Genomic DNA, 21260 nt, shown 5'->3' with positions numbered 1-21260 from the left:
TCATCTAACCAACGTCTAGGCGTTGGTTAGATAATCTTAGTACCCATATAAGTTAAGTAACTCATGACAATTAGCTTCTATTTCTGCTCTTTCTTCATTTGTTATATATTTGAGAAGTAACTTGTCATTCTCAATGTATGAGTTGAGGCTTACAATTTCTTCTTCTGCTGTTTTAACTATATCTTCATCTAATAAATTCGCTATCTCACTATTAATGATTAATGGACTGAGAATAAAATCTTCAAATTTAATTACCACCATGCTCTTCAAGGTAAGATTAAATTTATAGTTATAATAAGAACAAAAGTTAGCTAAAGCAGATTGACCACTTGAAATTATAGACCTAAATTTCTTATCCTTGAATGCTTTAACCATTGACATTAGCTTGCTAGTAATTTCTAGCTCTAAATCTTTGCTATTGATATAGTATTTTTTCATTTCAGCATACATAAGCACAGGATTTCTTATAAAAACAACCCCCTTCTCGTTGCCAATAAAATCAGATAGCAGATTATTAAAAATGATAATGTCATTTTTCTGAAAACCTAACTCGCTGATCAGAGGATCGGCAGTATAAGCTTCTATGCATTCAGACGATGAAAATGATTTAACAAGCTTCCTAGAAGCAACTGGCTCATCAACTAAATTTCGACCTACAAATTTAAAGCTTGAGTCAAGCTTAGATAAATATTGATATAAAACATCTACAGCAGTATAGGCAGAACTATATACTTGTAACACTTTTAAAGGATTGCCTTGTTTCAAAAGCGTAGGACTCTTAGAAGCAAAGCTCCAGTCACATTTTTTATTACATGATACTGGAAAGTCACTTCTTATATCACTTAAGTAAGATAACCATATCTTATTTAAGCCATTATAAATCTCTATATTATTTTCTTCATCATTCAAGCTATAGAGCACAGATTGCATTGGTGTATGGAAATATAATAATGAGCCTTTTAAAATATTGAAGTAAAATCGATTAACCGTGTCTTTATATGAGTATATATACCTTGATTGTCTCATCAAGTTATCAGCAGCCTCTTTAACGGTGAGCACACTTTCACTAGCTATTGATATTAAGTGACTTATAATTTCATCAAAAACTGTTTTAATTCTCTCAACATGTGAATTTGAAGGTATATTTATCTGCGAGAATAAGCCTTTAACGAAGTCTACTTCTTCAATTTTATTAACACTATAACCTAGTTCAATTAGCTCATCACTGTGAACAGGAGTAGCACCATTGATTGATAACCCATCTCCAACATTTTTAACATCACATTTTGGAAATAAACTTATTAATAGCTCTAATTGATGATTAGACACCTTAAATGTGCTATTAGTCTTAATTAATTTATTGAAGTTTCCAATAACTGAATCTGAGTCTAAATCCAATTCTTCGTAATCAAACTTACCTTTATGTAAATCATTATAAACACTTAATTGTGAGTGAATAAGCCCTTCATTGACACTCCCATTATCAACTCCAAATAAATATATATCCTTGAAGCCAAAGCTCAAAGCAAAGGATAAAGCTGTATTTGCGACAAGAGGATTTGAATGCGGTATAAATGGCAGCCCTTTTTTATTCTTAATATAGTGCTGAAGATTAATATAGTCAGAGCCGGCTTCGTTACCTTTAAGAGCCAAACCTGACCACTTATATAAATCGACTGTATCTGGATAAACAGTATTAACAGATAATAAATTAACTTTTTTATACTCGCCAACAGGTAGCATGTCTAACAAAGCTTCATAATTGCGCAGCGGCCTCTCCACTAATACATGAAAATCCGCATTTACACCGGCCTTAACTAATGAACCAAGCGCAGTCCCGCATGCAAAAATAATTGCTTTGTCTTGATTTCGCTTAATGTACTCTATTGACTCATCTAAAGAAGGGCCATTTCCTACTATGAATACTGGAGGGTTGGTTCCATTTCGTTTTATTTTATCTAAATCTTGATTGAAAAAATTTTCATTGTTTTGCGCATGAATCAAAGAGTGCGCAAAGCCAGTAATTGCATCATTATAGAAACCAAAACCGAACTGAAAACGAAAATAATCTGAGAAAAATTTCTGCGCCAATTTTGATAATTTATTATCTTGATAGTGCTGAAAACAAAAACTATTTACTATACAAAAAGCACCAATATCTTCTGCGATAGCACTGAGATCCTCCGCTAATTCCTGCTCGCTAGCTCCTAGCAGTAAAAATAAGCACCCTTTTGCATCATCAACCCTTTGAATTAACTTAGACCAGTCTATGCAAAATAAACTCGCAAAGAAGACTTCAAAATCTGGTTCAATGATAAATATATAAGAAAACTCAACACGCTCTATCAAGCTTTCAACAGCATAACCTAACCCTAAACCAAAAATCATTGCAGAAGGAAATGATCCCTTAATCTCACTTAAGCTATCTGATTGCTCGTATAAACCTATCTTCCTGATATATTCGACTAATTTTTGCATGTATTGAATATGCAAACGTTCATCGAAGTTTAATAAGTCTACTTTTGTATATTCAGTTTTAGCAATGGTTGGGTTCGTGAGTGCCGTATTCACTTGTGTATTGACTTGCTGATATGGATCTTCACCATATAGCGGAGCTTCTTTTCCTTTTGGCACAAAATTGCCATGACCAGACTTAGTCACATGAAGACAAAAATCTTCTCTCGGTTGAAACTCCTGAATCGCTTTAAATACATCTGGGTAGTATTGTTCAAAGGCTGCGAGGTTTTTAGAAAATCGTTCATTAGCTTCAATAGCAAACTTTTGCTCTCGTAGCTCATGTGCTTGAGCTTCAGCTAATTTTTGCTCGAGTTGCTTAAATTCTTCGTTAAAATTTTCTGGGAGGGTCATAAAAATATGCCTATTTCAGTTGGTTATAGATCCCAACCTTTTTTTTATTTTTTACAAGTGTAGATAATTCTTGCTTAGTTTGCTCTTTCTTTTCAGCTGTGTCTTTACAGAGCTTTATCAAACGAGAGTTAATAGAAGTGAGCACTTCTTTTTGCTGTTCAGTGAGAGGATCTTCCGCATCGAAAATAGACTCTAAGCTAGTGGTAAGCTGCTGAATACGAGAGCTAGATTCATTAATATCTAGCTCATTTAAGTGTTTTTCTAGTTCAGATAGAGTTAACTCAATTTGCTCTAATTTAGCTTGCATGAGCACTATTTTCAGCAAAGGTTTGATTGCGTATATCAACAGGAATTGCATCCCATGCTGATTTAATCTCTTTTAATAAACCAGAAACTTCATCAATGATGCTAGTGTCATTTTTAACGCTTGCATCAATTAGACGATCAATCATATAAGAATACAGAGCGTATAGATTTTCAGTAACCTCACCGCCTACTTCAAAATCTAAACAGCCTCTAAGCGCTTCTAAAATTGCGGAAGCTTTAGATAAATGCTCGCTTTTAGCTTCTAAGTGCTTCTTGTCGATTGCTACTTTTGCTAAGACCATCTTTTCAATTGCACCTGACATAAGCATCTGAATAATTTCGTATCTGTCTGCGCCGGCGACTCGCGTCTTTAGCGCTTCTTTTTGATAGTTTTTTACTCTGGCGTTATACATAGTTCACCTTTGGTCTTAAATAATAAATTTAAATTCGCTTATTTAGGTTTCGAAAAGCCTGGTAAGCTAGAAAGCTGGGCACTTAAATACGTTTGAGTAGATTGCATTTGCGCAAGCAAAACATCTAAGCCCGAATACTGCTTTCTTAAACGCGCTTCCAGTGATTCCATTCGAAACTCATGATTTATAACATCATCTTCTAATTCGTCTAGTTGCGAATTTAACGAATCCTCACGTTGCTTCATTATACCTTTAGAATCAACATAATTATCTAGAAGTGATTCTAATTGCTTAGCAATTCCGTTTTCACCTGCAAAAGCCTTGCCAATATCGTCATAATTTTCATCCATTGCTTCATTTAAGCTACGGACAAGACTAGACTTTTCAAGGTATCCATCCTTGTTGACTGTTAGGCCAATATCAAAAATACTTGTAAAGGGACCTGCATCAGTTAGCTTTGTAGCTAATGTGCTTGATAATTGTGAATCAAATGAGCGAATTGTCGAATCTGCATTTAACGGTTTACCAACACGTGTTTGCAAACCAATTTGGCCAATTAAGTTGTTGTAATTAGTTATAAGTTCATCAACCAATTTGGTAACACTGTTTCTATCAACTGCAACAGATAGTTTTGCGGTTTCTCCGTCAACGCTTTGGCGTTTCGCTACAATTGTCATATCTTGAACAGCGTCTTTGAAGGTGTTTGTATCATTTGTGATGGTAATACCATCCACTTTGATCATCGCACTAGAGGCTTCGTTTCCGGCTGCAATAGCCATTCCGCCTGCAGTGACCCCATCATTTGCCAGTGTCGAAACCTTATCAAGTTCGGCATTATCGTTTGTGATTACAAGGTCATTACCTGTACCACTTACCGATGAAGTGAGTACAAGTTTTGATTCTGTGCCGGTATTCACGATATTCGCGGTCACACCAAAGTTGTCTTCAGAATCATTTATTGCATCACGTAAATCTGCAAGTGTAGCGCCAGCTTCTAGAGTTAGGTCAAAGCTTTTGTCACCCGCAGCAAACGACAACGTTCCGCCTGACGCACTGACAACGTCATCAGTTGAGGTAAATAAACCATCATTAGATGTAACGCGACTACCTTGTGCAAGCTCCAGTACTTCAATTTTAAAGTCACCTGGAGTAATTTTTGATGTAGGTGTAACTGAAATAAGATCACCGTCATCACTTGCCGGTTGTTGAATATTGGCAATACGCTTATTGAAGTTATCGATATCTGCTAGTTTTTCTATGGTGTCTTGCAGTTTAGACATTGCAGATTTTACTTCTCCTAACGAAGATAGCTCAACCTGTAACGTTTCTTCTTTTTTTGCAAACGCAGCTAATTTAGGGGTATTCTCAGCATCAAGAGTCGCACTGATAATACTTTCAAGATCTAATCCAGAGCCAACCCCTGCGGATGTGATTAATGGCATAATAATACTCCCAAATTCTAATACTGCTAAGCGGTTCTATTGAACAACAAACCTTTATTGGTTAGTTTATCGGCAAATTCTTCCAAAGCTTTAGCAACTTCTCGAAACTCTTCTGTCGGGATCTCTCGGATCACTTCATCGTTTTCTTTATCCAGTACTTTTATGATGGGTGGATCACCAAGTTCATCAAATTCAAAAATTAAATTAGTTGACGTTACTGGTATGTAATCATTTAACTTTTCTAGATTTTGCTTAACTTCAGCAATCAGATCTTTTTTATCTTTTTGCTCAGCTTTGGCTGCCGTATCTATATCTACTGGCTCCCTACCAGCAAGTTCCGTGCCTTTAACTAGCTTCGAGTCATTTAATTCAGCTTTTAAATTAGCTGCCCCACTCGCTGTTGATAGGTTGTCACTAGACCTTTGTGTTGAATTAAGATCTATCATAATCGCACCTCAAAATATTCATAGTCAAAAGTATAAGCCACTTCAGGAAAAAATGCCTAAGTCCAAAGTGGCTTATAAATCAAGTAAATTAGCCTAGTAATGAAAGCGCTACTTGAGGACGTTGATTTGCTTGACTTAAAATTGATTGGCTAGCTTGTTGTAAGATTTGCATCTTCGTTAAGTTAGCTGTCTCTTGAGCAAAGTCTGTATCTTGAATACGTGATTTCGCAGCACTTAAGTTTTCAGCAATATTTGATTGGTTACGAATTGTAGATTGGAAACGGTTTTGCACAGCACCTAGCTCTGCACGTTTCTTGTCAACAACAGCAATTAAAGAGTCCATACCTGCAAGCACTGCTTGTGCATTTGCTTGCGTAGATACACTGATACCACCCGCTGTAAATGTCGTTGCAAAATCTAGTGATGCAGCTGTAACTGAGCTATCAATTGCACTGATACCTTCAGCTAGCTCTGCTAGTGTATTACCTGTCACGCCTGCAGCAACACCCGCAATACCAGAAATAGTGAAACCACCATTTGCTTCTAGGCTATTTGTTGTTGCACCCACAGTTTGCATACTGAAGTTGATAGTTTGTACTGCATCAGCACCTACTTGGAACTTCGCATCATAGCTACCATCAAGAAGGTTTTGACCACCAAATGTAGTATCTGCAGCAACACGGTTTACTTCTGAAGAAAGTGAACGGATTTCTTCTTGTAGTGCTAAGCGGTCTTCGTCGGTATTTGTACCATTTGACGCTTGCTGTGCAAGTGTACGCATACGTTGGAACATTGACGTTACTTCGTCAAGTGCACCCTCAGCAGTTTGCGCTAGTGAAATACCATCGTTAGCATTTCGGTTACCTTGATTTAAACCATTAACTTGGCTAGTTAAACGGTTAGCAATCTGCATACCTGCAGCATCATCTTTTGCACTGTTAATGCGTAAACCTGAAGATAAACGCTGAAAAGATGTATCAAGTGAATTGCCAGATTTCATTAACTGGCGTTGTGCGTTCAATGAACTCACATTAGTGTTTACGTATAAAGCCATATTAGCCTCCGCTTTATCATTTTATAGCTAAACAGCGGGATACCCCTACCCTGCTATTTAACCGACTTAGAGTCCTAGATTTATAGTTCTCTAACTCAGTTATCGTCTGATAAAGCGAAAGCTTTAGCTTTATTTGTAAATTTTTAACTTTATTTTTTAACTTTAACCTTGTAATAAGCTTAAAGCAGCCTGAGGTCGTTGATTTGCTTGACCTAAAATTGTTTGGCTTGCTTGCTGTAGAATTTGGTTTTTAGTTAATGCAGCCGTTTCTGCTGCGAAATCAGCATCTTTGATTCGCGATTTCGCTGCTGACAAGTTTTCTGAAATGTTAGCCTGGTTACGAATAGTTGATTGGAAACGGTTCTGCACAGCACCAAGCTCTGCACGTTTTTTATCAACAACCGCAATCAGTGAATCCATACCTGCAAGCACTGCTTGTGCATTTACTTGGGTCGAAACACTGATACCATCAGCTGTAAACACTGACTCAAATGTTAAAGAGGCCGCTGTTGTTGTACCATCAATAGCACTAATACCTGCAGCAAGTACATCGTAATCTTTACCACCAACTGCAGCAGCGATACCAGCGATACCTGAAATAGTGAAACCACCATTCGCTTCAAGGCTATTCGTTGTAGCACCTACTGACTGCATGCTGAAACCAATAACTTGCACTGCATCAGCACCCACTTGGAAGCTCGCTGAGTAACTACCATCAAGTAAGTTTTGACCACCAAAGGTTGTATCTGAAGCAATTCGATTTACTTCAGCAGATAATTGACGGATCTCTTCTTGAAGAGCTAATCGGTCTTCATCTGTATTAGAACCATTGGCAGCTTGTTGCGACAGGGTTCTGATACGTTGGAACGTTGAAGTAATTTCGTCTAACGCACCTTCAGCAGTTTGTGCCAAAGAAATACCGTCATTTGCATTTCGGTTACCTTGGTTAAGACCTAGGATTTGTGATTGCAAACGGTCAGAAATCTGTAGACCAGCAGCATCATCGGCAGCACTATTAATACGAAGACCCGATGACAGACGCTTAAATGAAGTGTCTAAATCTGTACCAGACCGATCTAACTGTCTTTGTGCATTTAATGCGCTAACATTAGTATTTACATATAAAGCCATAATAAACTCTCTTCTTATCTGTCAAAGTTAAGTCACTTTAAAAGTGTTTTGACAAAGTGGCTTACTAGGCGGCAATTCTAAGTTGCCTAAGGCAAAAAGCTGCCACTTTGCGTGTTAGTTAGTTAACTTGAATTAAATAGAGCAATAAATAGGCCAACTATTGATAAAATAGTAACAGAATGAAAAAAGGCTCCTAAAAGGAGCCTTGAAAGAGATAAGTTGAGAGTGGGTTAAATCAACACAAACTATGGCACAGTCTGTGCTTAGTATTTTATGTTCTTACAAATGTTAGAACACTACTGTCAGGATTTTGAGCGCCTCCGCTTTATAATCCGATCTTAGCGCCTTTGTTAATACCCCATTAGACAAAGGCGCTTTTCTTTTGAGTCAAAGTTTTGACTTCACTTCAACTCAAGTTCCCAACTATTAACCTAGTAAGCTTAATGCCGCTTGAGGACGTTGGTTTGCTTGGCTTAAGATTGTTTGGCTAGCTTGTTGTAAGATTTGCATCTTAGTTAAGTTAGCTGTTTCTTGAGCGAAGTCAGTATCTTTGATACGTGATTTAGCAGCACTTAGGTTTTCAGCAATATTCGATTGGTTACGAATTGTTGATTGGAAGCGGTTTTGTACCGCACCTAGTTCTGCACGTTTCTTATCTACTACTGCGATAAGTGAATCCATACCTGCTAGTACAGCCTGTGCATTTGCTTGAGTAGATACACTGATACCACCTGCTGTAAATGTCGTTGCGAAATCTAGTGATGCCGCTGTAACAGAGCTATCAATTGCACTGATACCTTCAGCAAGTTCAGCTAGTGTATTACCAGTTACACCTGCAGCAACACCCGCGATACCAGAGATAGTGAAACCGCCATTTGCTTCAAGGCTATTCGTTGTAGCGCCTACCGTTTGCATACTGAAGTTAATTGTTTGTACTGCATCAGCACCTACTTGGAACTTCGCGTCGTATGTACCATCTAGTAGGTTTTGACCACCGAAAGTTGTATCACCTGCAACACGGTTAACTTCTGCAGAAAGAGAACGCATCTCTTCTTGGATTGCTAAACGGTCTTCATCAGTGTTTGAACCGTTTGCTGCTTGTTGTGCAAGTGTACGCATACGTTGGAACATTGATGTTACTTCGTCTAATGCACCTTCAGCTGTTTGTGCTAAAGAGATACCATCATTCGCGTTACGGTTACCTTGGTTTAGGCCGTTAATTTGTGATGTTAAACGGTCTGAAATTTGTAGACCTGCCGCATCATCTTTCGCACTATTGATACGAAGACCTGATGATAAACGTTGGAATGAAGTGTCTAGTGCATTACCAGAATTCATTAATTGTCTTTGTGCGTTTAATGAACTAACATTTGTATTTACATAAAGTGCCATGATATTTCTCCCGAAGTAAACTTATCATTTACTCTCAAACTTACTCTAATTAAGCGGTAACTGTTATTTGCTACGCTGCTTGGTTAATTAAGTTATCGGTCCGGTCAAAAAATCCTTTAGCGAATTTTTAAACAATTTTTCATTTTTTATTTAAATCGTTGTATTTAAATGAAAATTAATTTTAAAAATCTTTATCAATCATTTTAGAGTAGCTAAAAAATAGTTTTAGATATGTATTGTAGACGTTAAAAACTTTATAAATATTTCGCTCAAAAGGCTCTTTGGTAGGTAATTTAAAGCAGGTTTTAAAGGTTAAGCCCAAAAAATGAGCTTAACCTAGATTAATTATAGATAATCAAACAAAGAAAGATTGGCTAAACGACCGAATGTGGCCTGCGATGCCTGCAGTGCAGTCTCTTGTTTAGTAAGCTCTGTAATTGCTTCAGCCATATCAAGCTCAACTAACTCGGCTTTTGCAGCTTTGTTGTTAATATCAAGATCGCTATTAGACTCTTCAATTTTCTTTGCTGTGTTTAAACGGCCACCTAAACCGGCTTGAACCAGAGATACTTGGTTTTTAGCATTATTTAGCTGTACAACAGCATCGGCAAGCACCTGATCAAACTCTTCTTGCGTTAAGTTCGGCGCTGTCAGGCCAGCAATTAAATCATCTAAGGTATTAAGGGCATTCTCTTTTTGTGGTGCTTCTAGGTCTACATCAACTTGCCCGTTAGCAACAGGGTCAATAGTGACTTGCATTCCTTTAAAATTAATTTTGCCTTCATCAAAGCTACCGCTGCCAATTGTTACACCCGCTTGCTGTACCACATAAGTATTTGGTGTACCTGTGGTGGTAATAAAGCTTAATGTATTTGCATTCGCTGCTGCAGCCGGATCAGCATTGTAGTTAGATTTATGGAAGCTATCAAAATCGCCCTGCTCTGTGACATAAATTTTAGAACTTGTGATACCGCCTGACACAGTGCCGTTATTTGAGGCCACATTTAGTCGAGCATTTACTTTTTCAAACGTATCAAAACCATTATCACTCGACTTTATTTCTACACCTTCGGCCACTTTAATTTTGTGCTGACCTTGGTCACCACCGTATTCGTAACGACCTGATGCACTGTCATAGCTATAAGTAGGCGTGTTATCTTGGTAACCAGAAAAGATATATTTTCCGTCTTCCGTTTTTGCATTCATTAAATCAAGCACCGTGCTTTGCAATGCTTTAACTTCTTCAGCAATACCTTCACGGTCGATATCACTATAAGCACCATTACCTGCTTGAATAGATAATGTATAAGCAGATTCAAGTGCGCCTTTGATGTTTTGCAGCACACTTTCTTCCGTCGTTAAACGACTATTCAGCATAGTGATATTTTTTGTGAACTGTTCATTACCTTGAATGCGGTCGCTATAAAGTAACGCACGTGCAGTTGCTGAAGGATCATCCGCAGCAGTTAATACGCGCTTTTGGGTATTAACCTGCTCTTGTGCTTTATTAACATTTTGCTGTGAGTTAAGAATAGAATTAAGGTTATTCTTATACATCATGTTATTTGAAATACGCATAATTACCTCGCCGCACTTAATAAGGTGTCAAAAATAGTACGTGCTGTTGCAAGTACCTGCGCTGATGCCGCATAAGACTGCTGAAAACGAAGCAGGTTTGCCGCTTCTTCATCAAGGTTTACACCAGATAATGACTCGTACCAAGCTTCAGATTGATCAGCCAATGCGGTAAAGGCCGCACCATTGGTTTGCGCCTGACTCGTAACAACACCAATATCAGTGACAATGCCAGAGTATGCTTGGTTGAATGTTTTATGATTATCAGCGGTGCTGCTTGCTTCAACATTTTGACGCACTAAGTCGCCAGTTTGTAAGCCTGCCAGTAATAAACCATTACGATTATCATCAAAACCACCTGTGTTAAATTCAAGCGTAAAGGTATCGCCGGTAGCAGGTGTGCCTTCTATGTTAAAATCAAAACCGTAGCTGTCATATGGCGCCCCTGCTTGCGCAAGAATATTCTCTGCCGGAGGTGTGATTGTAAAGGTGCTAGTACCGTTACCATCTGTGATTTGATACTCGTTAGCATTCGCCGTTTTTACTAATGTTATATCGCTATTGGCCAAACTAGGTGGAGGCCCCACTGTAATACCCGTCGAGTTTGCTATGTCAGTAACCGTACCCGGCGAAATATTGGCGTCACCGGTATTGTTTATATCATTTTGAGTACGTATGGGCGAAGCAAGCGCTAAGTCTTCAGGGCGCTCAGTTGCAAGCTCTAACGTTGTTGCTGCTTGTGAGTTAAGCTTCACCATAAATTGGTCACCGGCATTTGCTGTGCCTGATACATTAAGCTGTAAACCAAACGCTTCACCGCCTGTGATGGTTGATGAATCAATCACCCCTGCCGTCACATTCGCTGTTGACGCAGTGCCAATTGGCTCACCTTTATTATCAATAGCTTGAATTTCGACAGTGGTAGCACTGGTATAGGTGACAATAAAATCACTTGCTGGCAATTCGCTGCCTTTACCTGGTTCAACCGTTGCCGTCATGGTTGATGAACCGGTATTGGCTTGGTAGCTAAATGCATCAACGGTTGGAATAGCGAATATATCACCACCAATTTCACCATTGGCGTCCATACCTAGGCGGTTTTGCTGATTAAATGCATCTGCCAGCGCTAACCCCATTTGACCAAGTTGATTCTGGGCAGGGACTAAAATGTCATCACGAAAAGCAAGCAGCCCACCAATTTTGCCTTTTAATTTACTTACATCAACTTCAAGCGGCACTGCTTTGCCACCATTGACGTCGAGCTTTAACTCTTTAAAGTTTGGATCGGGGTCACCACTAAATGAAAACAGGTTAAATGTACCGCTTTGCATAACAAGTGCTTGACCTGAGCCTAAATACACTTGTTTTTCGCCGTTATTACCATCAAGTGTTTCAATATCTATCAACTCTGATAAATCACGAATTGCTTTATCACGCTCATTGTATAAACCACTAGAGACTGACTCACGATCAGTACCATGTACCGCCGCAATTTTAGTATTCAAATCACTAATATTTTGGATAAGGTTATTCGCCTCATCTGAGAAGATTTCTAATTGTTCATTCACAACCGCTTTTTGATCAACCACGATGCTCGATAACCTATCCATCTGATCAATCAAGTTCTGTGCATCAGTCATTACTAGTGAACGAGCGACTCTTGACGAAGGCTGATTTAAGCTTTCTTGTACGTTGTTAAAAAACGAGTTGATACTGGTCGATAAACTGTTTGATTCTTCTGAAAACAGGCTATCTACTCGGCTTGCTTCAGTTACAAACTGATCAAAAAATGCCTTATTTGAGGTATCACGATTTAATTGCTTTTGGGCAAACTCATTTAACAAGCGATACGTTTCGCCACGACCCACTTGGTTGTCGATCATGGTTGTGAACTCAGTGCGTTCACGCACATAGCCTTCAGTATTCACATTCGCTATGTTTTTACTGGTGGTTTGTAAAAGCTCAGAATTCGCTCTTACACCGGCATTAGCAATGTCATATAAGCTAAATGACATGAGGGTTTACTCCTTAACGTACCAATGAAGCAGCGACACTTTGAAGCTCAACACGCTTCAGCACCTGCTTTATTTTATCGGCATAATTTGGATCAGTTGCATAGCCTGCTTTTTGTAACGAATCTAAAAAGGCAGCAGGTTCTGCAGTGTTTTTTAGTGCTTCTTCGTAACGCGGGTTTTCATTTAAGAAGTCAACGAAGTCATTCACACTGTCTTTAATTGATTGATATGCGCGGAAACTTGCTTGTTTTTTAACAGGCACGCCTTGTTCAAACTCAAGGGTAAGCTTACTTGCTTTATCACCTTGCCAACGCTGATCTGATTTAATATTGAATAAGTTGTTACTGCTTGTACCATCCGCTTTGCTGATGATGTGTTTACCCCAACCCGTTTCAAGTGCGGCTTGAGCAACCATAACCGCCGGATTCAGGCCAATCTTTTGTGCAGCATTTTTGGCATGTTCCCAGATAGAACTAATAAACGATTCAGCATCGTCAAAACGATTATTAGCCTGCTCATTTAGCTCAGTATCTGTAACCGATTTAGTTTGAGCATTAGCATCATCTTGCCCTCTTGCTCGTTTATCACTATCAAACTCAGTCGTCGTTCTTAGTACTGAGCCTGGGGTAAACTGTTTACCGTCTGGTGATAACTGCTGAACGATTAAATCAGCTAAGCCTAGCGAGCCATTCGACGACAACTCGACTGAAAGCTGTTGGTCATGCATTTCTTCAAAGAACTTCACGCCACTTGAATTAAATGGGCTATCTTTATCTTCGAATGCCTCATTGGCTTTACGCATACTTTTAAGCAGCATTTGGGTAAAGATAGATTCGAATTGTGCCGCCGCTTTTTTCAGCGCCTCTTTTGACGCATCGCTAGAGGCATCACTTTTCAGGGCACTTTGACGTAGTGAGTCTAAGTTACCTAAATCAAAAAAGTTTTGCTTGTCGAGATGATTAGTATCCATCAGCTTTTTGACACAATAGTTAATAATGCAAATTAAAATGCAAAAATTGCGCCAATAAAAATCTTTAGAAATGAATAGCTAATAAGTGATATTGGTTTTGACTAACTTTAAAACAATAGTTTTAGCTAATGCTTGAAGAGTGAAAGATATAAAAAGTGCTAAAAGATATGAAAACAAAAAACGCGCCCTAGAGCGCGTTTTAATTTAAATGATAACCAGTTGCCCGTTTATCGCCCCCGCTTCTTTTAAAGCTTCAAGTATTGCCATTAAGTCACCCGGTGCAGCCCCAACCTCATTGATTGCGCGTACGAGATCATCAAGATTAACACCTGGATTAAATACAAAAGCACGTGAGTCATCTTCATTCACATCAATAATGCTTTGATTGGTAACTGTGGTTTCACCCTCACTTAACGCATTTGGCTGCGATACATTTTGCTGCTCAGCGATCGTCACCGTTAATCCACCATGCGTAATAGCCGCAGGCTGTAGCTTCACGTTTTTGCCAATCACAATGGTACCGGTACGAGAGTTAACAATAATTTTCGCTGCTGTGTCTGCAGGTTTAAACTCTAAGTTTTCAAGAGTAGACAAATAAGCAACACGTTGAGACGCATCTCGCGGTGCTAACACGCGTACTGAGGCTGCATCGATTGCCTGTGCACTATCAGGGCCCACTAAATCGTTAATGGTTTGCTCTAAGCGCTTTGCTGTTGTGAAATCTGGACGATTTAAATTAAAAGTAATGTAATCGCCTTGCATAAACGGGCTTTTAATAGCACGTTCTACAATTGCACCATTTGGAATACGACCTACTGTTGGTGTGTTAATAATAACTCGGCTACCATCAGCACCTTCAGCACCTAGACCGCCCACAACTAAGCTGCCTTGTGCAATCGCATAAGTATTGCCATCAACCCCTTTTAAGAAGGTTTGTAATAAAGTACCGCCACGTAAACTGCCCGCACTACCTATAGACGAAACCGTAATATCAATAGTTTGCCCAGGCTTTCTAAACGCTGGAAGCTCGGCGTGCACAGCCACCGCTGCGACATTCTTTATTTTGGGTTTTAAGCTATCAGGTAAAGTGATACCAAAGCCATTTAGCATGGCTTTAAAACTTTGTTGTGTGAACCGGCTTTGCTCACCTGTGCCTGGCAAACCAACAACAAGGCCATAGCCTACCAACTGGTTAGAGCGTACACCCTCAACCATAGACACATCTTTAACTCGCTCAGCTTGAGCAGAAAACTGCAGGCTGATTAAGCAAAGAGCAATAATGTATTTAAACCCATTCATGACTTTGTTCCTCTAAAATGGGAAAAGCGAACTGCTAAAGAATCGAGAAAGCCAGCCAGCACTTTGTGTTTCTTGCATTTGCCCTTTACCAGAATATTGTATACGTGCATTCGCTATACGGTTTGACGTGACTGTATTACTTGCTGAGACATCTTCTGGACGAACTAACCCTTCCAAACGAATAAACTCTTCACCGGTATTTAACGTGAGCCACTTTTCACCACGGATCACTAAGTTTCCATTAGGTAAAACGCGCATCACATTGACAGAGATATCACCAAATAGACTATTCGATTGATTCGACTTTGAGTCACCTTTAAATGATGACCCTGAACCAATGCCAAATTGAATGCTGTCACCACCAATGTTAACCGGGTTTCCACCTAACCCAATTACAGGGTCTAAGTTAGCATCTGTTTCTTTATCGGTTTCGGTTTTTGCTGCTTTGGTTGCTTGCGTTGACTCTTGCAATTTAACAGTGATGATATCGCCAGCACGCAGTGCCTTTTTATCAGAGTACAAATCGTTTGATGTATAGCTATCAAACAAAGACCCTGTTGGCACCATTTGTTCTGTTGTAGGCTCTGGGTACATAGGCGCATAGTAAGGGTCATCCTGAACCACATGATGATTTTGCGTTGTTATACAACCACCCAGCATAAAAGCTGCTGATGTGACTAAGATAAGATTACGCATGCTGCCTCCTACGACTTATAACTGTTGATTGATGTAACTAAGCATTTCATCCACTGCTGAAATCACTTTTGAATTCATTTCATAAATTCGCTGCGTTTCAATCAGATTAACCAGCTCTTCTGTTACATTTACATTTGACGTTTCAAGCGAACCTTGTACCACAGTACCTAAACCATCAATCCCCGGATTACCTTGCACTGGTGCGCCACTTACAGCTGTTTCTGTGTATAAGTTTTGCCCCATTGGCTCAAGACCCGATGGATTGATGAAGTCTGTTATAGTGAGCTGACCAATTACCACATTTTCTGCCTGACCTGCTACACGAACAGATACTTCGCCATCTTGTGACACCGTAATTGATTGCGCATCATTTGGCACATTCATTTCAGGTTGCAACGGGAAACCCGCACCTGAAGTTACGATACGACCGTCTTCATCTGTCGTAAATTGACCATTACGTGAGTAAGCAATATTGCCGTCAGGTAACTGTACTTCAAAAAAACCTGGGCCTGAAATCATCCAGTCCAGTGAGTTTTCGGTCGTTAACATATTACCTTGCGAAAAGTTCTTTTGGTTTGCTACAACCTTAGCGCCAGCACCAAGCATTAAACCTGATGGCATTTCAGTATCTTGAGACGAACGACCACCTGGTTGATTAATGTTTTGATATAGTAAATCTTCAAATACGGCGCGGCTTTTTTTGTAACCGACCGTGCTGGCATTCGCGAGATTATTTGAGATCACCGAAATATCGGTTTGCTGGGCGTCAAGCCCGGTTTTACTGATCCACAATGCTGGATTCATAACTCTACCCTCTCAGTCATCTTAAACAATGCGTAACAGCTGATCTTGACGCTCATCAAGCTCTTCGGCTGTTTTCATCAATTTAACTTGTAATTCAAATTGGCGTTGGTTGCTGATCATGTCGACCATTTCATGGACTGGATTAACGTTCGACATTTCAAGCGTACCTGACAGTACTTTTACATTGGGTGAAATATCACAGAACCCACAAAGATCATTGACCAACATATCTTCTTTTGGTCTAAATAAACCGTCATTACCTTTTTCAAGCTGAGTGTTATCAGCTTCGATCACTTTTAAGCGGTCAACCACTTCTAAAAAGTTGGCAGGCGCACCTTGCGGGCGCACTTGGATCGCGCCATCTTCGCTAAACTCAACTTTCTCAATTGGCAAAGGCAAGATAATAGGCCCGCCCTCGCCAATAACTTGACGGCCATGGCTGGTGATCAATGCGCCGTCAGGTGTGATGTTTAGTGTGCCTGTTTTGGTATAAGCTTCGTTACCTGATGCATCTTGCACACTGAGCCAACCACGGTCGCTCATGGCAATATCAAGCTCTCGGCCTGTCTCAACGAATCCACCCGATTCCATATTTGAACCAGGACGCTCTTGCATCGCAAACACACGTGATGGCAAGCCTTCACCAAAAGCCTGCATGGAACGCGCTTGTGCAAAATCAGCTTTAAAGCCAGTGGTGTTAGCATTAGCAAGGTTGTTAGCCTTTAACTCAAGACCACGCAAGCTTTGCTTAGCACCAGACATGGCAATGTAGACCATTTTGTCCATAACATTGACTCACTAAAAATACGATAACTAAAGAAATGCAATAAAAGTGCCAAAGTAAAATTGACGCATAAATAGGATGGTAAAAATGAAAAAAGGCTGCCAATTGAGGGAGCAGCCTTCGTGTCGGATTAAGCTCAGAGCCGTTTAGATTAACGGATCTGTAGGATGTTTTGTTGTAGTGTTGAGTTAACTTCTAATGCACGTGAATTTGCTTGGAAATTACGTTGTGCACTGATCAAATCAACAAGTTCACTTGTTAAGTTGACGTTTGACTGCTCAAGGGCTGATGAGTTAATTGAACCTAATGTACCTGAACCTGGTTCACCGGCAATTGGCTCACCAGAGGTTAAGCTTTTCTTCCATGCCGTGTTACCCACTTGCTGTAAACCTTGTGAGTTAGAAAAGCGCACCATTGCCACTTGGCCTAAGAATGAAGTATCACCATTACTGTAAGAAGCAACGATTTTACCATCTGTACCAATATCAATACCTGATAGACGACCTACAGTCGCACCATCTTGCTCTAGCGCTTTCACTTCAAAGTTACTTGCATATTGAGTCGGTATTTTATTCGTTGTACCAGCTTCATCGCGCCAATTGATGTTTACATCATCAGGGAAACTCGCACCGTTAGATAATAAACCAGATATACCGCCTGAAGGTATTGTTAATGGATTAAACGTAGCATCTGTATTTGCAGTTCCATCAGTGCTTTGAGGTAAACCACTTGAGTCAAACTGAAAAGTTGAAATAGGCGTATATGGCGACGTAGTTTGCTCAGTACCATTAGCAGCAAACGGCTTTTCATCAAGTGTTGCAAACACTTGCCATTCATTGTCATTACCAGTCACTGCTGCGTCAGTTTTAACAAAGAAGAACTGTAAAATGTGTGGCTCACCTAAAGAATCATACACTGTTGTTGATGTTGAACTGTTATACGATGCACTTGTCTCTGGATCAAATGGTGTAACTGCTGGCGTTAATGCACGCGAATCTAAGTTAAACGACGAATAAACATTGGTCGTAGCGCGTGGAGAACCTGATGCATCAGGAATTTGTAGCGCAGAAGATGTACTTAAACTAACAGAAGTTGTATCACCCGTTGCTTCATCAACAGGGAAACCTTGTAAGTAGTTTCCGCTAGCATCCACAATAAAGTTGTCTTTATTCAGTTTGAACGCACCAGCACGAGTATATGTAAAATCTTGTGCACCTAGGTCATTTGCCATGGCAAAGTAGCCTTCACCAGTAATTGCTAAGTCCAGTGAGTTATTAGTGAAAGATAATGAACCTTGGTGGAATTGCTGTGCCACCATTGTAGTTCTTACGCCGTCACCATTTTTAGTTTTACCTGAGCTAAATACTGATGATGCGTACACATCAGCAAACTCAGCACGAGACTCTTTAAAGCCTGTGGTGTTAACGTTAGCAATATTGTTTGCTGTTACATCTAAGTCTTTTTGCGCGGCAGCAAGGCCGGTTAATGCAATATTGAAGCTCATAAGTCACCTCTAAAGTGTCAATCTGTAGCACTAGGCTAACTAGTTAATCTGTGTAATTAAGCGATTTCTGCAACATCAGTTAGCCTAACCGCGCCTTCTTTAGTATTAATAATAATGCCGCTAGATCCATTGATATTAACGCTTTCAATATTTTTGAAAGTCGCTAAAGGTAGACTGCTATAGTCACCATTTTGGAATCCTTCAGCTTTAACTTCGTATTCGCCTGGAGGCAAAAGCTCTCCATCGTCATTTTTACCATCCCACTCAAAACGAACTGCGCCAGCCGATTGAGCGCCCATGCTGATGGTACGTACAAGTTGACCTGACTCATCAGTAATGCGAAGCGTAAGATCTTCAACAGGCGTTTCTGCTATTGCCGAACCTTTAGCAACGTTACTACCATCAAAATCAATCGTATTTGATTCTAATAGTGCTTGTTTACCAACTAAGGTCGAAGCTTGTAATGCCGAGTTCGATGTCATTGACGCAGTAAGTGCATCAAATTTTGAGTTTAAATTCGAGATCCCTTCAGCCATGGTAAAGTTGGTCATCTGAGCAATCATTTGATCATTATCAGCCGGCTTGCTTGGGTCTTGAAACGACAACTGTTGTGTTAAAAGCGAGAAGAAGTCTTCTTGCGTTAAAGTGTCATCTTTCTCTTCTGGTTTGTTTTGATTGTCCTGCCAACGTAAATTATCTAAATACGTGGATGACGCACTGCTGATGTCGTTACTCATAACTTATCCTCGGTTACCGCTGCCCAAGCAACAGTGTTTTACTTAACATTTGCTTAGCTGCATCAGCAACTTGCACATTTGTTTGGTAAGAGCGAGAGGCAGAAATCATATTAGCCATTTCTTCTACGACATTAACGTTAGGTTTGTAGATATAACCGTTTTCATCCGCACTGGGGTGATTAGGGTTGTACTCTATTTGCAGAGGCTTATCGCTCTCAACAATACCCAACACTTTTACGCCAACAGAAGAGCCCTGAGGATTGCTTTGTGTTGCTGACGCTTTAGTCAACTCCGCAGCAAAAACAGGATGGCGCGCTCGGTATGTTTTGTCTTGACTAGAGCTAATCGTATTCGCATTCGAGATATTACTTGCTGTTGTATTAAGACGCACATTTTGCGCGCTCATACCAGTGCCTGAAATATCAAAAACATTATATAAACTCATGATTAAGCTCCTTGACTACCGAGGGCTTTTTTAAGGCCTTTAATTTTACTACTCATAAATTGCAGGCTTGCCTGATACTCTAATGAGTTCTGTACATACAAGTTTCGTTCCACTTGTATATCAACTGAGTTACCATCACCTGTATCTGCTTGATTTGGCGTACGAAACATTTCTGCGTTACCAACAAATCGACTGCCACCGGCAAGGTGTTTTGCGTCAGTTCGTACCATGTTATTGCCGCCTTGCTGGTTGCTTTTTGCCGCTTTTAGAGCCGCCGCAAAATCGATATCTTTTGCTTTGTAGCCCGGCGTATCAGCATTAGCGATGTTTGTCGCTAATAACTCAGCGCGTTGTGAACGGATCAACATTGCATGCGGGTGCACACCAAATGCTTTATCAAAACTGATAGCCATAACCATCTCCAAAAAATTGACTCTGCTAGTGCAGATGCAAAAGGCAAGCCAAAATTAACTAGATAGATAAAGCACGGTAAGCTTTTGAATAATAAATAATTTAGCAACCTAAGAGCTAGGTTGCTAAGAAGAGATTACTTTTTCTGGTAGATAATACCTGGGTTACAACGAACCATCTCGAAGCTATCACTTAAGCCAGCCATAGATTCAGATGCCCCTAAAAATAAATACCCTTTTGGATTAAGGGCCTGAGCAAATTGAGAGATAATCTTTGCTTTTACCTCTGGAGAGAAGTAGATCAGTACATTGCGGCAAAAAATGATATCAAACTTGCCCATTAAGGCGTAAGAATCTAATAAATTCAAATGCCTAAAGCTCACCATTTTTTTGATTGGATCAATCACCTGCGCCATGCCATTGCCGCTGTCTTTAAAAAACTTTTGCCGTCTTTCAATTGATAAACCACGGGCTAGTGCCAACGAGTCATATTCAGCATTTTTACACATATCAAGCATGGTATTAGATATATCAGTGCCGATAATCTGCGCGCCCATTTTAAGTACGCCAGGGTTTTTCGCCTGAAACTCAGCAACCGACATAGCAATTGAATACGGCTCTTGGCCTGATGAACTTGCCGCTGACCAGATTTTTAGTGGCCTACGCACATCTTTCAACTCAGGAAACAGCTTTGTTTTGAGCAATTCAAATGGGTATTGATCACGAAACCATAAGGTTTCATTCGTCGTCATCGCATCCACAACAGCAGCACGAAGCTGTCTTTCATGTGGACTGAGCGTTTTACTAACTAACTGCGATAAAGACTCAACATTAAAGCGCACCATTAATGGCGCAAGACGACTTTTCACTAGGTAAAGCTTATTGTCGCCTAACACAATGCCACACTGTTGCTCTAGAAAAGAGCGAAATTGATCGTATTCGCTTTGTTGTAAGTGCTTATTTTCCAAA

At 39.9% G+C, this 21260-nt stretch carries 20 protein-coding genes; all 20 read right to left on the bottom strand.

Annotated elements, in window-relative coordinates; all coding sequences use genetic code 11:
* Positions 1 to 36: 36 nt before the first annotated feature.
* Complete coding sequence (locus tag E5N72_RS07170) at positions 37 to 2868, bottom strand: 6-hydroxymethylpterin diphosphokinase MptE-like protein (RefSeq protein WP_135923836.1); 2832 nt, start codon at positions 2866 to 2868, stop codon at positions 37 to 39.
* Between the two features lie 10 nt (positions 2869 to 2878).
* Positions 2879 to 3175 (bottom strand): hypothetical protein, encoded by a 297-nt coding sequence (locus tag E5N72_RS07165; RefSeq protein ID WP_135923835.1) that lies wholly within the window; start codon positions 3173 to 3175, stop codon positions 2879 to 2881.
* On the bottom strand, positions 3165 to 3587 hold the full coding sequence (gene fliS / locus E5N72_RS07160; protein ID WP_135923834.1) for a flagellar export chaperone FliS: 423 nt from the start codon (positions 3585 to 3587) through the stop codon (positions 3165 to 3167). Before fliS ends, E5N72_RS07165 begins: the two co-directional genes overlap by 11 nt.
* A gap of 38 nt (positions 3588 to 3625) precedes the next feature.
* Positions 3626 to 5029 carry a flagellar filament capping protein FliD gene (fliD, locus tag E5N72_RS07155; protein ID WP_135923833.1) on the bottom strand — a complete coding sequence of 468 codons (1404 nt, stop codon included), beginning with the start codon at positions 5027 to 5029 and terminating at the stop codon, positions 3626 to 3628.
* A 26-nt stretch (positions 5030 to 5055) separates the two neighbouring features.
* Positions 5056 to 5475, bottom strand: a complete 420-nt coding sequence (locus tag E5N72_RS07150) for a flagellar protein FlaG (RefSeq protein ID WP_135923832.1) — start codon at positions 5473 to 5475, stop codon at positions 5056 to 5058.
* An 88-nt stretch (positions 5476 to 5563) separates the two neighbouring features.
* A complete protein-coding gene (locus E5N72_RS07145; RefSeq protein ID WP_135923831.1) occupies positions 5564 to 6529 on the bottom strand; it encodes a flagellin in 966 nt (321 codons plus the stop codon).
* Between the two features lie 162 nt (positions 6530 to 6691).
* A complete protein-coding gene (locus E5N72_RS07140; RefSeq protein ID WP_135923830.1) occupies positions 6692 to 7660 on the bottom strand; it encodes a flagellin in 969 nt (322 codons plus the stop codon).
* A 426-nt stretch (positions 7661 to 8086) separates the two neighbouring features.
* Positions 8087 to 9052: a flagellin gene (locus E5N72_RS07135; protein WP_135923829.1), complete on the bottom strand. Its 966-nt coding sequence runs from the start codon at positions 9050 to 9052 to the stop codon at positions 8087 to 8089.
* Positions 9053 to 9397: 345 nt separating this feature from the next.
* Positions 9398 to 10630, bottom strand: a complete 1233-nt coding sequence (gene flgL, locus E5N72_RS07130) for a flagellar hook-associated protein FlgL (protein ID WP_135923828.1) — start codon at positions 10628 to 10630, stop codon at positions 9398 to 9400.
* Positions 10631 to 10632: 2 nt separating this feature from the next.
* The gene (gene flgK, locus E5N72_RS07125) at positions 10633 to 12642 is read right to left on the bottom strand and encodes a flagellar hook-associated protein FlgK (protein WP_135923827.1); all 2010 of its coding nucleotides are present in this window, start codon (positions 12640 to 12642) and stop codon (positions 10633 to 10635) included.
* A gap of 13 nt (positions 12643 to 12655) precedes the next feature.
* Complete coding sequence (gene flgJ / locus E5N72_RS07120) at positions 12656 to 13612, bottom strand: flagellar assembly peptidoglycan hydrolase FlgJ (protein WP_135923826.1); 957 nt, start codon at positions 13610 to 13612, stop codon at positions 12656 to 12658.
* Between the two features lie 204 nt (positions 13613 to 13816).
* A complete protein-coding gene (locus E5N72_RS07115; RefSeq protein WP_135923825.1) occupies positions 13817 to 14911 on the bottom strand; it encodes a flagellar basal body P-ring protein FlgI in 1095 nt (364 codons plus the stop codon).
* A 12-nt stretch (positions 14912 to 14923) separates the two neighbouring features.
* Positions 14924 to 15607: a flagellar basal body L-ring protein FlgH gene (gene flgH / locus E5N72_RS07110; protein WP_135923824.1), complete on the bottom strand. Its 684-nt coding sequence runs from the start codon at positions 15605 to 15607 to the stop codon at positions 14924 to 14926.
* A 15-nt stretch (positions 15608 to 15622) separates the two neighbouring features.
* Positions 15623 to 16411, bottom strand: coding sequence for a flagellar basal-body rod protein FlgG (gene flgG, locus E5N72_RS07105; RefSeq protein ID WP_135923823.1), 789 nt, complete (start codon positions 16409 to 16411; stop codon positions 15623 to 15625).
* A gap of 21 nt (positions 16412 to 16432) precedes the next feature.
* Positions 16433 to 17197 (bottom strand): flagellar basal body rod protein FlgF, encoded by a 765-nt coding sequence (locus E5N72_RS07100; protein WP_054553307.1) that lies wholly within the window; start codon positions 17195 to 17197, stop codon positions 16433 to 16435.
* A 149-nt stretch (positions 17198 to 17346) separates the two neighbouring features.
* Positions 17347 to 18699, bottom strand: a complete 1353-nt coding sequence (flgE, locus tag E5N72_RS07095) for a flagellar hook protein FlgE (protein WP_135923822.1) — start codon at positions 18697 to 18699, stop codon at positions 17347 to 17349.
* A gap of 56 nt (positions 18700 to 18755) precedes the next feature.
* Complete coding sequence (locus tag E5N72_RS07090; protein ID WP_135923821.1) at positions 18756 to 19436, bottom strand: flagellar hook assembly protein FlgD; 681 nt, start codon at positions 19434 to 19436, stop codon at positions 18756 to 18758.
* Between the two features lie 13 nt (positions 19437 to 19449).
* Positions 19450 to 19881, bottom strand: a complete 432-nt coding sequence (gene flgC, locus E5N72_RS07085; RefSeq protein WP_135923820.1) for a flagellar basal body rod protein FlgC — start codon at positions 19879 to 19881, stop codon at positions 19450 to 19452.
* Positions 19882 to 19883: 2 nt separating this feature from the next.
* Entirely contained in the window at positions 19884 to 20294 is a 411-nt protein-coding gene (flgB, locus tag E5N72_RS07080; protein WP_135923819.1) for a flagellar basal body rod protein FlgB, read from the bottom strand.
* 134 nt (positions 20295 to 20428) lie between these two features.
* Positions 20429 to 21259 (bottom strand): protein-glutamate O-methyltransferase CheR, encoded by an 831-nt coding sequence (locus E5N72_RS07075; protein WP_135923818.1) that lies wholly within the window; start codon positions 21257 to 21259, stop codon positions 20429 to 20431.
* Between the last annotated feature and the right edge of the window lies 1 nt (position 21260).

Source organism: Pseudoalteromonas sp. MEBiC 03607 (assembly GCF_004792295.1).
In the GTDB taxonomy this organism is placed as follows: domain Bacteria; phylum Pseudomonadota; class Gammaproteobacteria; order Enterobacterales; family Alteromonadaceae; genus Pseudoalteromonas; species Pseudoalteromonas lipolytica_C.
The sequence above is the reverse complement of the archived record's forward strand: the minus strand, read 5'-3'. Positions and strand labels throughout refer to the sequence as shown.

Coding starts and splice junctions, on each gene's coding strand:
- E5N72_RS07135 (WP_135923829.1), bottom strand. CDS start 9,052: ATGGCACTTTATGTAAATACAAATGTTAGTTCATTAAACGCACAAAGA.
- flgK (WP_135923827.1), bottom strand. CDS start 12,642: ATGTCATTTAGCTTATATGACATTGCTAATGCCGGTGTAAGAGCGAAT.
- E5N72_RS07150 (WP_135923832.1), bottom strand. CDS start 5,475: ATGATAGATCTTAATTCAACACAAAGGTCTAGTGACAACCTATCAACA.
- flgC (WP_135923820.1), bottom strand. CDS start 19,881: ATGAGTTTATATAATGTTTTTGATATTTCAGGCACTGGTATGAGCGCG.
- E5N72_RS07145 (WP_135923831.1), bottom strand. CDS start 6,529: ATGGCTTTATACGTAAACACTAATGTGAGTTCATTGAACGCACAACGC.
- flgE (WP_135923822.1), bottom strand. CDS start 18,699: ATGAGCTTCAATATTGCATTAACCGGCCTTGCTGCCGCGCAAAAAGAC.
- E5N72_RS07165 (WP_135923835.1), bottom strand. CDS start 3,175: ATGCAAGCTAAATTAGAGCAAATTGAGTTAACTCTATCTGAACTAGAA.
- E5N72_RS07140 (WP_135923830.1), bottom strand. CDS start 7,660: ATGGCTTTATATGTAAATACTAATGTTAGCGCATTAAATGCACAAAGA.
- E5N72_RS07170 (WP_135923836.1), bottom strand. CDS start 2,868: ATGACCCTCCCAGAAAATTTTAACGAAGAATTTAAGCAACTCGAGCAA.
- E5N72_RS07100 (WP_054553307.1), bottom strand. CDS start 17,197: ATGGACAAAATGGTCTACATTGCCATGTCTGGTGCTAAGCAAAGCTTG.
- flgH (WP_135923824.1), bottom strand. CDS start 15,607: ATGCGTAATCTTATCTTAGTCACATCAGCAGCTTTTATGCTGGGTGGT.
- E5N72_RS07115 (WP_135923825.1), bottom strand. CDS start 14,911: ATGAATGGGTTTAAATACATTATTGCTCTTTGCTTAATCAGCCTGCAG.
- fliS (WP_135923834.1), bottom strand. CDS start 3,587: ATGTATAACGCCAGAGTAAAAAACTATCAAAAAGAAGCGCTAAAGACG.
- flgL (WP_135923828.1), bottom strand. CDS start 10,630: ATGCGTATTTCAAATAACATGATGTATAAGAATAACCTTAATTCTATT.
- flgJ (WP_135923826.1), bottom strand. CDS start 13,612: ATGGATACTAATCATCTCGACAAGCAAAACTTTTTTGATTTAGGTAAC.
- flgG (WP_135923823.1), bottom strand. CDS start 16,411: ATGAATCCAGCATTGTGGATCAGTAAAACCGGGCTTGACGCCCAGCAA.
- flgB (WP_135923819.1), bottom strand. CDS start 20,294: ATGGCTATCAGTTTTGATAAAGCATTTGGTGTGCACCCGCATGCAATG.
- E5N72_RS07090 (WP_135923821.1), bottom strand. CDS start 19,436: ATGAGTAACGACATCAGCAGTGCGTCATCCACGTATTTAGATAATTTA.
- fliD (WP_135923833.1), bottom strand. CDS start 5,029: ATGCCATTAATCACATCCGCAGGGGTTGGCTCTGGATTAGATCTTGAA.